Below are 13,965 nucleotides of genomic sequence, written 5' to 3'. Positions count from 1 at the left end.
TCGATCACCGGCTATTTCTACTTTGACACGAACCTATTCTTGGCACTATCTAGTTTAACTCCCCTACTAGATTCTGTCTGTTGAGTGACTGATGCAGTCGTTGCGTGTTGTAGTAGTGTGCGAATTGTTCAAGCCAACTTCTGACGATCGCCTGACTGCCCACCTACGGGCTATGAAAGCGGTCAACCCGTATCGTCAGCGTGTGAAACCACTTCTTGATCAGGTCTCGCTCGACGTAGTCGAGGTGACCTCTCGAGTCTAATCGGGAAAGGGCAGTCAGATACCCGTGCAATCGACGAGAAACACAGCGTCAGAGAGCTCGTGTTTCTCAGTCAATCGATACAGGAACGCAACGGCTCGATCGGTGCCTCGTCGTCTAAAGACTGCGACATCGAGGAGCAACTGAGAGTCGAGATCGATTGCAGCGTACACCCACGGTCAGTCACCGTTGATATTGATAGCGGTCTCATCAACCGCAACCCACGAGGGCTTCGCCCTCCGTGGGTCTGTCAACTATCAACCAGTCATGCACCCACTGCCAGATGGCTTGGTAAGACCGTTCAACGCCGATCAATCGGTAAATCGCGGCCTTGTTGAAACCCTTGCTGACAAACATGACTGGTGAGTAGCTGGAGGAAGATGGTTGCTCTCCCGAAGTCACGACTCCTTCGATTCGTTGAACGGGCTATGATGCTGGCTCGCCGTGCTGTGGCACGGTTTTCGACACGCTACTCACGGAAACGGTTCACGCTCCGCCAACATGTCGTCCTGCTCTGTCTCAAAGTGAAGAAGACAACCACATACCGCGACCTTGTTGACGAACTCATCAAGATGCCTCGCATTCGTGACGCCCTCGATCTCGATTCGATCCCCGCACCCTCGACACTCTGCAAGGCGTTCGACCGGTTGGAGATGGCCGTCTGGCGGGTGCTGCTGAACGTTTCACTTTCGGACTTGCCGCTGAACGGTGTCACCAGCATTGATGCCTCCGGATTCGAGCGGGCGCATGCATCAACACACTATACGAAGCGAACGAACCTCACCATCCAGCAGTTGAAGACAACGTTGTTGGTCGATACAGCGACCAATGCTGTTCTCGATGTTCACGTGACGACAACGCGAAAGCACGATACGCAGATTGCGCCACAGGTAGTGAAACGGAACGCAGAGTCCATCGCGGTCTTGACCGGTGATAAGGGATACGACGACCAGAAGCTCCGGCGACTCGCCAGCGACCACGATATTCGACCACTTATAAAGCATCGTGAGTTCATCTCACTCCACAAAGCGTGGAATGCACGGCTGGATGGCGATCTCTACCATCAGCGGAACATGAACGAGACAGTCAACGCGGCGATCAAACAGAAATTCGGTGCATTCGTGCGGTCACGTCTCTGGTGGAAGCAGTTCCGGGAACTCGTCATCAAGTGTGTCGTTCACAAACTCGAACGAGGGCTCACTATTGCATTCAAGGAGGGCGAATGTCAGTGATTCCGAGAGGAAGGGACTGCTGAATACAGAAGATGAGTTCTGCACGACAACACCATTTGATTCAAACTAATCATGGTGAATTATTCGCCCCAATTCACGTGCTATATCGACTCACAAAATATATACTAATATCTGTTGGAGAGTATCCAGAATGTTCTTGCGCTTTGTTTCTGAATGCTATTGTATGGCTAGAGGGAACTCACTAAGCCTTCAAATTATCGAAGCAGTTGCTGAGCGGGAACGAACTGATCCAGTAGAACTCGAGCCACCGCTTCATTCTGTCATCGACCCAGAGGCGCTCGATTCCTTGTTCCAGTCAACTTCCAAACGGAGCCGAGCAAATGGGACAATCCAATTTGACTACTGCGGCTATACAGTTCAGATCAGCAGCTCTGGTGGGGTTCAGCTTACCGACCCAGCCACTAGCCCACAAGCGGATTCACAATCGGCCACGGACTCACTCAAGAGCTAATTACAGTTGGCCGCCTCTCCAGTTCAGTTGGACTCGAACATTTCGGTCGCAGTCACAGAATCTTCCCAGCGAACGACATCACCATTCCGATAATAGTATTCCAGAGGCTATAGCTGCCCTGAACCAGTGTGCGAGATACAGAGGATGGATGCAGTACGGTGGCGCTATTTATTTCACGCACTCAAACCGGAACCAACCGCTACATACGGCTGCGAACTAGTCACTCGATTTCTAACTGACCGCTCCCGCCGTCCCCCTCATTGCCGTTCTCGTCCCATTCGAGTTCGAACTCGATACTCAATTCTCCGGGGCCGTCCGTTGGCCCTTCGCGTTCGGCTTTGACCTCAAACGTCGGGCGTGATGGCGGTTCCATTGTCACGGACTCGGAACCGGATTTGAGTGTGATTGTATCCCCTTGTTCGAGCTTATCAGCGACACTGCGGAGATACGAGGCGATGTCTTCTCGGGTCTGGTCACTCTCTGATTTGAACAGGACTTCTTCAGGCATAATGAACGATACGCTGCCTGCACCGATAAATGAATCCCCTGTACTGAACGATCACCACCGGCACAATCGAGCCAAATCTCATGCGACATTCGCGCCTTAAGTTCAGCACGCCAGGCTGGTCTGGAAAGTGGCTTTGGCTGAGTTCTGCCACTCAGTATCCGAAATCTCATGCCCGTTCATGGTGTCGTGAACGTTGGCTAACACTAATTAGGAGGTCCGTAGTACTTTCAGTTATACCGATGGGAAAAACCAGAAATGTAGTCATCGCTATGTGTACTCATTGTGGAAAGGTGCATTCAGGAAAACGGTTGGTTGATGGACCCATTAAACTCTCTGGAAGAAGTGGCTGTACCTGTGGAGGATCGGATTTTAAGGCGATTGAAAGCCTAGAGTGACTAGTCCTGCCACTGTACTGAACCATCACTACCTTCCCAACTGGGCCGGTCTTGTACTACATTCGCGGTTTCTATTTAGCACGCACTGAACGAACTACCCAATTCTTGTCAGAGGCGACGTGACCGACTCAGAGTGTGGATAGAACATGGCGATTGTGTTTATTTCGCTCCCTCAAGATGGGATTCTACGCCACTAAAATATCGGTCAGAAAGATTCCGCTGTTTCAGGAGACATGGCTTCTAGCTCCTCTGCACTATCAAGTAGAGACTTTCTCGCCTCAGAGGCGGTAAGTACTACATCTCCGCTTCTGCTGTCGTACTCGATTATTCCGTAATCTTCCAGCCGTGGTAAGTGGTTATGCACTAACCTGATCTTTGCGTTTTCGAGCGCCTTGTTGGTTTCTACGCGAGTCTCCGAGTGGTCGGCTAGTCGTTTAGCGAGAACAGGAATTGTGGTAAATCCGTCGTTTTTGAAAAGTTCACCGAGGATGTGCTGCCGATCACCATTAGCCAGGATCTCGTGGACATCCTGCGTATTCATGTTGATTCGTTGATGGTGCTCTGTATATAAAAGTCGAGACCCTACCCTATTAGGAACCGTTACAAAAGTCGCCAATGTGGGTGAATGTTAGTGGCCTGTCGCAATACTTTGTCTGGACTGAATGACCAGCACCTCTGAATAGAAATCCGCAGTCTGTGGCACAATCGTGCGCTGTATGCAGCACGGCTGCTGAAACCTATCACCGATTGAGGGTTTCAACAAAGCCAAAATCGCTTGTGTCCCTCGAAGCGAACAACCGATCGTATGGAGGCGGACGGCGAACACCCTGACGGGCGTCGCCGTCTACTCGCGCTCCCAACATTCATCAAATTCTACTCCGTAGGTCTCGCTAAGCAAGTCTGCGAGCATCATTCCAAACTAACTCCACGACCTGCTCGTTCCTCAAACTGGCCTAACTAGATACTGCCATCAAAGGCTGCTGAATCGAAGCCACATATCGTTCATTAGCGGACCGATCCCTAGCACACCGTTTCTCTGGTCAAATAGCACATCCTGTTCAACCCCTGCAAATGTTTCATAGGGCGGCATTATGTGACTGGCACCCATAGTAGAATGGAGGTCAACTAACCCATGGTAGACAGAACATCGCCAGACCTGCAAGCGCTCGCACTACAATCGATGTCTGGTAAGCCATTGAGGAGTCATCATGCCTGAGACCACACGCTCCCTTACGGAACTGTTCGAGTATCCACTGTTTCAGGCCATTTTCGGGCGTCGATCCCGTCGGTTCGGTCGTGGACTGTCGATCCCGTCGGGGCCGCTGGCGTTCGAATCGGACGCTGACCCGCTTCCATTATCCGACCTCGAGCAATCGGTCCTCGTCGCTGCTGGGACCGGGGTGAGCGGGTGGCACTACGGGATTCCGTTCGGCCCACATCGGCCGGACGGGCACACCGACTTCTCGGTCCGGTTGACCGGTCGAACGGCACCGACGGCAGCCGGGATCGGCACACCGGTCCTGTTCTATACCGACGACGACGGCACATACCTAACGAACACCCGGAGCGTCGAACCGAGTCGACTCCGCGAGGCAATGGACCTCGAAGACGACGCCGGACGCATTATGGCAGTGGCCAGAGCGCACACCGAGAAACTCGCCGACGAGCGGGTGGACATCCCCGCCGAATCCGGCCACATCCTCGAGCCGAACCACTGGTGGACCAACACGCCAGGGTCAACGCTGTTCATGCCCGTCGGCGACGCCAGTGAAGAGATGCTGGCGCTCCTCTGTCTTTTCGTCGAGAACGGCTACGTGATCATGGATGACGAGATCGGGGAACCGGCCGGCGACCTCGGGCCGTACATCGAATCGGGGTTGTTGGACGCCGATAAGGCGTTCCCGCTGTCCTTCCTCGAACGCGCCACCCTGGAACAGAACTGTGCCGAGCTGTCGTTCATGGCACACAACATGGTGCTCACGATGCAGGCGGTGGGACTCGGCGGATTGTATTTCGCGGGGATCAACGAACTGAGCCTGTTCGGTGCCCCGATGCGTGACGATCTCGACGGGCTCGGGTTTCGGTTCGTCGACAATGAGGACTGGACCGTACCGAACCCCGTGGGCCTCGACGACCGGTACGAGGGCCTCTGTCCACCGTACTACCCGGACATGCACGCAGCGGTCGACGAACTCGTCGAGCGAAAGTTCGGCCAGGGCAGCACTTACGACCCGGCAACGCCTGGTCCGTGGGAGGACAGCGAGGCGGTGAAGCGCTCGATCGAGCCATACGACGACGAAACGGTCGAGTGCCTCGGCGAGATCGCCCAGTACATCTACGACAAACACGGGAAATTCCCGGGGACAGTGCCGACGATGGTGCTGCCCGGTTGCGTCCAGGCACATCATATCGACACGGACTACTACGACGCGCATTTCAAAGCCGGTGCGTACCTCGATACCCACGCCGACCACATGCAGCGGTGGCACGAAGAAGTAAGCCCGTCTTGATCGCCTCTTACATTCGGGAACGATTACACGGAGGACGTTATCGCAGGCATGTCTACTCTATATTTAGCACGTTTGTCCTGACGTCATTTTAGTAGGTAATTCAGACGCTGCTGAATACAGGGCACGAATGTATCACGAAATAATGGTCGATCTACGGAGTGTGCTAATTCCTCAATACAAATCATAGCATATCTGCCAGATAGTGTATTATCCGTCGTCTGCGAAACCAGCATAGTGAATACAGCACGTCTAGATTCTGCAAGGAGAGGACCCAGCATTCCTCTCGCAGGTCGGACGAATTGGTTCACTGGGTCGCTTCGAGGAACTCGTCTAACGTATCCGTGAGTTTATCCATATGTTCTCCATTTTCTTCGGTTGCGTATCGGACGATGTAGGTTTCGTTCTCGTTGGACTGGCGAGTTGAATCCACTCCATCGACTCCTTTCCGAATGACTGTGGTTTCAATTACCCCATAGCGGTCATGGTCGTAGGTGTCTCCTCGTTCGATAACGTGATTGGCCCCTGCGGCGCCCATATGGAATAAACTCTCTTAACCGGCCTTACGCCTTACCGTCTCCTTCGCCCCTATTGTGGTTGCGGAAAGTGGCCCCTCCGTTCGACATGGTTAGCCCAATGCGTCCAATGAAAACCGATGTTGACAAGACGAGCGAATCTAACGAGTCCGAATTTACTGATCCAGAAGACCCGTGAGTTAGTTATTTTCACCCGTGGATTGGACTTAAAATCGAAGGGACGATGACAAGTCATCCACTCGTAGGTTGAGCCTGAATCCACCGAATGTGAAGCACCAGGGTCGTCGTCACTCAGGCAGCGATACCGGTTCGAACTTCTGGAGCCCGAAGTACGTCACCACGACGGCCCCGAGGCCGATCAGAAGGAGCCCGCCCGCGATCAGATCTCCGAGAATCGGAACCGCGCCGGCCACCTGCAATAACACCATAATACCGATGACGCCGAGTCCGGTCGCCAGCCCAACCCGTGGCATGTCTAACAGCTTTCCGGCAAGATATCCCAGCCCAATGATCCCGTAGGCGATCGCCACAAGTCCGATCAGGAGGCCGAGGATACTCACCGGAAGAAGGATCAGGGTAAACGCCATGAACACGAACACGGCCAGGAACGTTACGGAGAGGAGTGCGCCCACAGTGAGGGAGATCACCGGATGGTCTCGCGCGGTCGTTCCGATATTTTCGAGCAACATTGGTCGCTTTCGGGACAGCCATGCCCCGACGAGCGACAGGATCAGGGTCGTCAGAACGACCGGTGTGTACGCGGCGACCGGACCGGGTTCGGCCGGAGTAAACTCGACGGGGGTTCGCTCAGCAATGGCCGCTTCGTCTGCCACCTCCTCGCTCCCGCCGATGTGCTGGAGTTCGCCGTCGATCGCTGCACCGTCTTCGACGGCGAGTGACCCGGAGAGTTGCGTCACGTCGCCTTCGACTGTGCCCTGAACCTGGAGCTCGCCGCCGATGACGTAGACCGGTCCGGAGATCGTTTCGTCATCAGGGATTGTGACGGCCGCGTCGCCGACGATCAACGCGCCCCGATGCTCGGTGATCTCGTGGTTGCCCTCGATGACGAACTCGGTGGTTTCAACGTCCACCCCGCCTGCCGAGATCATGAGCAGTACGATGATCAGGAGGGGAATGAGTTCCAGGTTCATGACGCTGCCTCTCCACGTGCTAACTCGAACATTCGATGGACGTATAGCAGTACGGGCAGCGCGACGACGAACAGCAGTGACAGCGTGTTAACGTACGTCAGATGACTCCCGAGCGGGAGTTCAATTCCTTCGGAGTAGAGCGCCAGCGCGGTACTCATGAACGTCGCCAGCCACCCCGCGATGCCGACGCCGAGAGCCGTGTGCGTACCGATCGTCTCGGCGGTCGAGAGATCCGGCCAGAGCGCGAAGTTGAGCGTCGTGTAGAAGCTGACCGCGAGCACGTAGAACATCGGCAGGATAAGCGCCGGCGTCTCGCCGACGCCGAACCGGACGTCGAAGACGTACAGCAGGTGCGTGAACGCGAACAGGCCGAACACCCACAGGAACACCCAGTTCCGATCGAAGTTCGTATACAGAACGCCGGCAGCGACCGCCCCGACGATATGGAAGACGGCGATGAAAAACCGGACGCTCAGGTCGGGTGATTGCCACGACGTGTAGATGTAAAGGGGTTCCTCGATGATCCGGAGAAAGCCCAGGCTATCGATGAAGAAGACGCCGAACATCAACAGGATCGGTCCCCACAACGCGACGCTTAGCGTTCGAACGGGCGTCGGCCGGCAGAATCGCCCGGTTCCGAACGTACTTCGTTCATGCTGGCTGGCGAGAACATCGACGAACGCGAACCGTTTTACCGAAAGCACGGCCAGAACCAGCACTGCTGGAACCATCATCGCGCTCATAACGAGGCTAAACTCGTCAATCCGCCACTCGACTGGATACAGTGCCGCAACGAAAAATGAGAGGCCTGCCACGGTCGCGGCGACGTACCCCCGGTCTCTGATGGGGATGAAATCGAGCATGAAACTGAACGTCACCGGGATGCCGAGTCCGAGCGTCGCCGAACAGACGACGACCCACAGCACGAACCCCTCGACTGTACTCACGAACGGGGCAGCGATCGTCAGCAACAGCTGGACAAGGATAATCAGAAAGAGCAGGCGAAACTTCACGTACAGATCGGTGCTCCAGCCACGCCGATCCATGACGAGGCCGCTGCCGACGGCGGCGACGAGTGTGAGAAGCGCCAGTACGGCCATCACTATCGACACATCTTCGGGGGACATCCCGATCTCTCGCGTCCCGAGATCGGTCAATCCCAACTGGACAAAGGTGAGGTTGTAGTAGTATCCCGCCGTGAGCGCCGCCACGTAGATCAGGTAGCCGGTAACTGGAATCCACTGGCGCTCACGAACGAATGCGAAGAGCTTCATTCACCTAGCATAGGGGGCGATCGATCAGACTCTCGGATTCTCCCGCACCTGCTCCGCCAATTGGAGCGGAGCGATTGAGCTGTCTCGATTCACGTGTTTGGTTCATCGCTGGTCAATCGTCTGAGGGTAAGGTACAGTACGACGAACATCACGATGAAAACGGTTCCTCCCTGTATTACTATGGTGAGCCGGCTTTTTTCTTTCGTGTCTGACGTATTGCCTTCGTTGATCGTTTCTTCGATCGCTTCAAGTGACTCTCCGGTCGTTTCTTCAACTGCTTCGAGAATCGGATCACGTAACGGCGACCCCATGCCGACTTTCACCGCTTCCGTGACGAGCAACTGCACAAGGTCGTGTTCCACATCGAGCTTCTCGATTGCTGTTGCCATTGTTACTGTCCTCCGCGTTTCGAATAGCTTCGTGACATGATGGAACGGTATCGGATAGTACTACGCACCAACAGATAACTGTTACATCAGAGTAGAGACTAGGATTGACTCGTCACGGAACGCGTGACGCAGTCATCCGTTTGCTTTTAGAAGCGATGGTCTCAACGCCGGAACTGTAGAGGTGAACTGGATCGGAATCCGGAGTCGTGAATCCGTTTGCCTCGAAGAGCGTGTTTTCCTCGATCTCGACGATAGCATCGTATAACGGCCACGGTTCGTGCTCAATGTCAGCGTAGCGGATGGACCCATCCGGGGTTTCAGTATAGTAGCGGTAGCGCTCCGTGAGAAAGTGAGCGAGCGTGCCTGCCTCCGCAACGGTTCGACCGCCGCTCGGTCCATACGTCGCTTCGAACGCAACTGGCCTCGCTCCGGGGTGAAGGCGACGACACGTGAATCGAAGCCGCCCATTCTCCTCGGTGAGATCAATGCTGGCGTTGTAGTACGGGAGGTGATGAAAGAGGCGAGCCCCAGCAACTCCCGCGATTCCATCGGCATCGAGACTGAAGAAGTACACTCCAGGGTTCCCATCGAACGTGACGTACGTTCGGAGATTAAGTTCGGGGAGGGAGACTCCCGTTCCAGCGGGGAATACCCGTGGTCGGACATCGACGTTCGTAAACGGAACGACCGACAGCCACGCCTTTCCATCGTAGGTATCGAGCGTCAGGCGGTTCGGGAGCCGCGGCTCGACGAGTTCCGGGTCGATCGGCCAATTGGCGAAGCAAACGTGATGCCATCCCATGAAAAGCGAAACGACCATCCACCCGGTCTTTCGGTTGTATGATACAATATTGTATCGCCAAGTAATCTCACCAGCGACCGCGAACGCCATAGCAATGACAGCGAGGAGGACGAACCGGTTAACGAATAACGGATGGATGCCGAGTGGGATGAACGCGACCCAGAGACCTGTGACGGCGATAAAGACCTTCGGTGGAACGAGCCCTCACTCGAAGACTATCGAAGGTCCGTTCTCCGCCGTTCCGAAACGAGCGTCAACAGAACGCGGAGCGGTCCGATTGGCAGTCAGTAGTCAAAAATTGTGGTGAGAGTGTTGGTCGGAATCGCATCCAGTTAAACCGAACTCAGTACTGTCACCGGACAGGGCGCGTTGTTGACCACGTATTCCACGTTGGGACCGAAGAACGCTCGCTGGGAAATCGGCCGAGTGTTCGTCCCCATCACGATCACGTCAGCACCGTTTCGATCCGCGATGTCGACGAGTTCCGCACCGGGTTTATCTGATACGGTAACGGTAGTGACGACCTTGGCCCCGAGTCGTCTCCCGAATTCTGCGTCGCGGTCGACGATTCGATTGCCGACGTCCAGCTCATTCGTGAGGTCTGGACTGTCGACGAACTGATCACTCAACCCCGGGCGAGCGACCACGTGAGCGACCTCGACCAAAGCGTTCTCCTCGGCTGCGATCGTGAATGCCACCTCAGCTGCGTGGCGGCTAGCCTGGGTCCCAACCGTCGGCAGAAGAATTCGCCGGATCGGTTCGTCTATCTGCCTGGGGTCGCGCTTTACGCTTTCGGACGTGCTGACGACCATCGTTGGACACGGCATCTCCTGGACGACGCGATCGATCGTCTCGCTGAACAGCGGTCCGTCGGGATCGCTTCCGAGGGTCCGTTCACCGACGACGATCATATCGTACCTGGCGTCCGCGTTCTCGAGAATTGTATCCGCGACGCTGTCGGGAGCGTTGCGTACGAGCCGTCGGATCGAACCCGTTTGTTCTCCGAGTCGCTTTTCGAGCCCCGTGAGAACGCGCTCGGCCGATTCGGATTCGTCTTGCTCCGTCGTTCTCGGGTCGCTCCTTCCCCGACCCAGGAGACGACTGCCGATCCAGCCATGGCTGCCGTCGACAGTCGACGCATCGGAATCGTCGATGTAGAGAAGGTCCAGATCGGTCCGGAGGGGCCGGAACAACGGCCCGATGAGCCGGGCAGCGTACTGTGTATCGACGGTTCCTCGCGTTGGCAACAGAACGCGGGTAAGATTGTTCACGAAGCTCTCCTTCAGGTACTTCTCCCGCTCCATGCGCTTTCGCTCCGCATCGCCCATCTCGATCTTCGGAATCGACCAGCGCATGATTGCGGGCGCCATCAACGACGTCGCAATGGCGACCGCGACGATGATACTGTACATGCTTGTCGTCAAGATACCGAGTCCGAGGCCGATCGTGGCGACGACGATCTCCATCGCCCCGCGGGCGTTCATGCCGCCGCCGATCGTGATCCCCTCCCACTTCGAGAGCCCGGCTAGTCTCGAACCGCCCATGACCCCGCCGAATTTACCGAAACAGGCGATTGCGAAGACGACGACTCCGATGGTGAACACGGTCGGATCTGCCAGTGCAGCAACGTCCATCCGTAGACCCGCGATGGCGAAGAAAAGCGGCGCGAAGATGGAGAGCGTCATCGTCTCGAAGCTCCGTCGGACTTGGTAGTTGAATCGTTTCACCTGGCCGACCAACACGCCGACGACGAACGCACCGAGAATCGCCTCGAGTCGCATATAATGGGTGATCGCTCCCGCGGCGAGTGCAAAGATCATCAGCGTGGATAGCAACGCGGCGTCGCTACCGACGGCATTATCGACCCATCGAATAGTCTCCGCAACGACGCGTCGTCCGATCGTAAACGCGACACCGAGAAACACAACCACTGACAGGATCGTGGCCGCAGCCGAGCCGAGATCGACGACCCCCGTTCGAGCGAGCCCGGCGACTGTAGCCAGCAGAATCCAGCCGATCGTATCGTCGATCATTCCTGCCGCGAGAATCAACTGACCAATGTCGCGTCGAATGACATCCAGTTCGATGAGGACTTTCGCGATGACCGGAATTGCCGAGATGCTCATTGCAGTCGCGATAAATAGGCTGAACACGAGGCGCTGATCGGGCGCCCCGATGAACTCGACGGGTAAGTACCACCCCAGTGCAAAGCCGGTCGCAAAGGGGACGACGATACCGCCGACCGAGAGAATAACTGCTGTCCGTCCCTTGCTGATGATGAGATCGATATCCGTTTCGAGGCCGGTGACGACCAGCAACATGATGAGACCGATCCAGGAGATGACTTCGAGGAGGTGGAACTGACTCTCCGAAACCGCAAACAGCGACTCGTACACAGTAGGTGCGACGACACCTAGAAGAGATGGTCCGAGGAGGACGCCTGCGAGCAATTCTCCAACGACCGCTGGTTGGCCGATCGAACTGAACGCCTCACCTACCAGTCGTGCGACGAAGAGCAGTAGCGTCAGCTGTACGATGACGAGAAATAGTTCGTGGTGACTGAGCGGTTCGATAACTACCATCTCTCCATCTCCTAACTACTGTGGTATGCGTGCTACTCCGTCGAGATGCTTTATTCATCTTACAGAAACCGATGATATAATGCGTATATTATATTTAATAGGCGCTAATAGGAATCTCCGTTTTTGACTTGGCCGGTTCGTTATACAGCAAACAAAGGGGCTCGGAGATGGCTGTCATGCCGTAGGTACACCTCGTCAGAGCAAAAAGATCTCGCCGCACATTGCGGAAGAATGTAAAGTACTACGGGTCGGATGACCCGTGGAACTCTCGCTGTTGTCTTTAGATGAGAAATTCGTACTGGACTGAGGACTGATCGCGGCCCTTGTGGACGATAGTTTCTACTTCACATGAACATGCGATCTTCAGGGAATTCATAGCCTCCTGAGGGCCGTTCACCGCTTCCGAAGCGTTCCATTTGATTGGCAAGTTCCTGATAATACTGTTTGACTTCGTCAGCGCGGTGACGGAGTTCTTCTTCATCGATTGTAAACTCATAGATGCGCTGAAGCGCTTCGAGGAAGAGTAAGGCCGAATCGAAATCGGGCCCTGGCGGATGAGTCGGGGTGATAAGAGCGCCAGTTGGTGGTGCCTTACCGGTGAGATTTGAGGTTATTAATTCGGAGGCGATGCCATCGAGGTAGCCTCCCTTGAGAGGTTTGATTTCAGTATCTTCGAGTTGTTTCGTTCGATAGGGTGTAGACGCGACGTAAAATACATCGTGTTCGTCAGGCCCGTGTGGGAAAGGAACACCGTGAAGAACAGTGATCTCACCGATCCCAGCCGATGACGTCCATTCCAGGAGGGCTTCAACGAACGAATCTGCTGCCCATGTAGGGATGAACAGTTCGCCAACGAGTATCGATAGATCAAGATCTGGTAGGTCGTAGAGGCGTAGTGGCAAGCGTGGTTCTCCTTCTTCAAAAGGGGTTATATCAGGGATATTTCGTGTCAGGATGTGACCGTACTCTGTAGAATTGTTATTCTTGATGAGGTGGTCTACAGCGGTGAGTCCAGCCAGTCCAACTGTTGATACTCCTATGACAAGCGTCTCGCTAGGAGAAACATCTGCCGAACTAGTCACCTTGAAGGAAGGTTCAGAAGGCATATCAAACATACACGGTCCATCGTTATAATGTCGCCACCATTCAGAATGGTGGAACATCGAAACTCGTGAAGGGGCCAGCGCCTGGAGAACGACGCCGGCCACATGGAATCTGTCCTGATGGATCCGACCCATACGGACCGCTAGCAGTGTCACGAGGACGATCTCGAGGATCGCTTCTAGGATACCGAGCTTCGAAACGAGGGAGTGAAGCTGATCATGGACGACCGGATTCGAGGGGTCTCTCAGCGGGGTCACGGACACCTATTCCGAATGATTTCGACCCGGAGCCGAGCGAGGCCGATGGCGAGCAATCCATCATCTGCTGCTCTGTTGAAATCCTCCGGACCTGGCAAGAACTGCGTGCTGAATACAGGGCGCGAGTGTCGTATGAGGATTGACTCACTTCGTGTGAAGGAAGATCCTCAGTACAACCCACCGATGAATCATCCAAGAAGGAGGTTTTAGTGACTATCTTCTGTCGGTTCCGGTATGAGAAGTGATCCGAGTGTTATGAGAAGTCCACCATAAAGCAAAATAAGGGGAAGGGATGCTCTTCCCCCACCAGTCAATTGCCAAGTGAAATAGTCATCGATGCGGAGGAACCCTCCGAGAACCGTTATATGAAGACCAATAAGAATCAAATGAGTTTTGTTTATTCTCATTGGAATGATTTGGTGATTGAATGTCATAACAGTTCTGATTCGCTGCATCCATCCTCTGTATGCAGCACAGCAATTCAAACCTATCACCCA

At 55.0% G+C, this 13,965-nt stretch carries 12 protein-coding genes and 2 pseudogenes; 3 read left to right on the top strand and 11 right to left on the bottom strand.

Annotated elements, in window-relative coordinates:
• Positions 1–49 precede the first annotated feature (49 nt).
• Positions 50–583, bottom strand: a pseudogene (locus tag NGM15_RS15290) (DDE-type integrase/transposase/recombinase); the annotation flags it as partial.
• Between the two features lie 56 nt (positions 584–639).
• Between NGM15_RS15290 and NGM15_RS15285 the strand changes: the two are divergent.
• Complete coding sequence (locus NGM15_RS15285; RefSeq protein ID WP_253432776.1) at positions 640–1,491, top strand: IS5 family transposase; 852 nt, start codon at positions 640–642, stop codon at positions 1,489–1,491.
• A 151-nt stretch (positions 1,492–1,642) separates the two neighbouring features.
• Positions 1,643–1,963: a DdfA family disk-determining factor gene (ddfA, locus tag NGM15_RS15280; protein ID WP_311136451.1), complete on the top strand. Its 321-nt coding sequence runs from the start codon at positions 1,643–1,645 to the stop codon at positions 1,961–1,963.
• 220 nt (positions 1,964–2,183) lie between these two features.
• On the opposite strand, the gene NGM15_RS15275 is transcribed toward ddfA, so the two are convergent.
• The 3 genes and pseudogenes from NGM15_RS15275 to NGM15_RS15265 form a co-directional block, all read right to left on the bottom strand.
• Complete coding sequence (locus tag NGM15_RS15275) at positions 2,184–2,471, bottom strand: amphi-Trp domain-containing protein (RefSeq protein WP_253432771.1); 288 nt, start codon at positions 2,469–2,471, stop codon at positions 2,184–2,186.
• Between the two features lie 600 nt (positions 2,472–3,071).
• Complete coding sequence (locus NGM15_RS15270; protein ID WP_253432769.1) at positions 3,072–3,407, bottom strand: DUF7344 domain-containing protein; 336 nt, start codon at positions 3,405–3,407, stop codon at positions 3,072–3,074.
• A 216-nt stretch (positions 3,408–3,623) separates the two neighbouring features.
• Positions 3,624–3,776, bottom strand: a pseudogene (locus NGM15_RS15265) (IS6 family transposase); the annotation flags it as partial.
• Positions 3,777–4,074: 298 nt separating this feature from the next.
• Here NGM15_RS15265 and NGM15_RS15260 point away from each other — a divergent pair.
• The gene (locus NGM15_RS15260; RefSeq protein WP_253432767.1) at positions 4,075–5,376 is read left to right on the top strand and encodes a hypothetical protein; all 1,302 of its coding nucleotides are present in this window, start codon (positions 4,075–4,077) and stop codon (positions 5,374–5,376) included.
• Between the two features lie 304 nt (positions 5,377–5,680).
• Here the strand turns inward: NGM15_RS15260 and NGM15_RS15255 are convergent, their stop codons facing one another.
• The 7 genes from NGM15_RS15255 to NGM15_RS15225 form a co-directional block, all read right to left on the bottom strand.
• Entirely contained in the window at positions 5,681–5,911 is a 231-nt protein-coding gene (locus NGM15_RS15255) for a hypothetical protein (protein ID WP_253432764.1), read from the bottom strand.
• A 285-nt stretch (positions 5,912–6,196) separates the two neighbouring features.
• Positions 6,197–7,060, bottom strand: coding sequence for a DUF8173 domain-containing protein (locus tag NGM15_RS15250; RefSeq protein ID WP_253432762.1), 864 nt, complete (start codon positions 7,058–7,060; stop codon positions 6,197–6,199).
• Positions 7,057–8,334: an MFS transporter gene (locus NGM15_RS15245; RefSeq protein ID WP_253432759.1), complete on the bottom strand. Its 1,278-nt coding sequence runs from the start codon at positions 8,332–8,334 to the stop codon at positions 7,057–7,059. The genes NGM15_RS15250 and NGM15_RS15245 overlap by 4 nt, the downstream gene beginning before the upstream one ends.
• Positions 8,335–8,423: 89 nt before the next feature.
• The gene (locus NGM15_RS15240) at positions 8,424–8,723 is read right to left on the bottom strand and encodes a hypothetical protein (protein ID WP_253432757.1); all 300 of its coding nucleotides are present in this window, start codon (positions 8,721–8,723) and stop codon (positions 8,424–8,426) included.
• A gap of 112 nt (positions 8,724–8,835) precedes the next feature.
• Positions 8,836–9,543 carry a YqjF family protein gene (locus NGM15_RS15235; protein WP_253432754.1) on the bottom strand — a complete coding sequence of 236 codons (708 nt, stop codon included), beginning with the start codon at positions 9,541–9,543 and terminating at the stop codon, positions 8,836–8,838.
• A 314-nt stretch (positions 9,544–9,857) separates the two neighbouring features.
• A complete protein-coding gene (locus NGM15_RS15230) occupies positions 9,858–12,107 on the bottom strand; it encodes a cation:proton antiporter domain-containing protein (protein ID WP_253432752.1) in 2,250 nt (749 codons plus the stop codon).
• Positions 12,108–12,451: 344 nt separating this feature from the next.
• A complete protein-coding gene (locus NGM15_RS15225) occupies positions 12,452–13,213 on the bottom strand; it encodes a proteasome assembly chaperone family protein (protein ID WP_253432749.1) in 762 nt (253 codons plus the stop codon).
• Between the last annotated feature and the right edge of the window lie 752 nt (positions 13,214–13,965).

Origin of the sequence: Natronosalvus halobius, from assembly GCF_024138145.1 — an archaeon.
Lineage (GTDB): Archaea > Halobacteriota > Halobacteria > Halobacteriales > Natrialbaceae > Natronosalvus > Natronosalvus halobius.
Note: the sequence above shows the minus strand (reverse complement) of the source record. Positions and strands in the feature narration are given on the sequence as shown.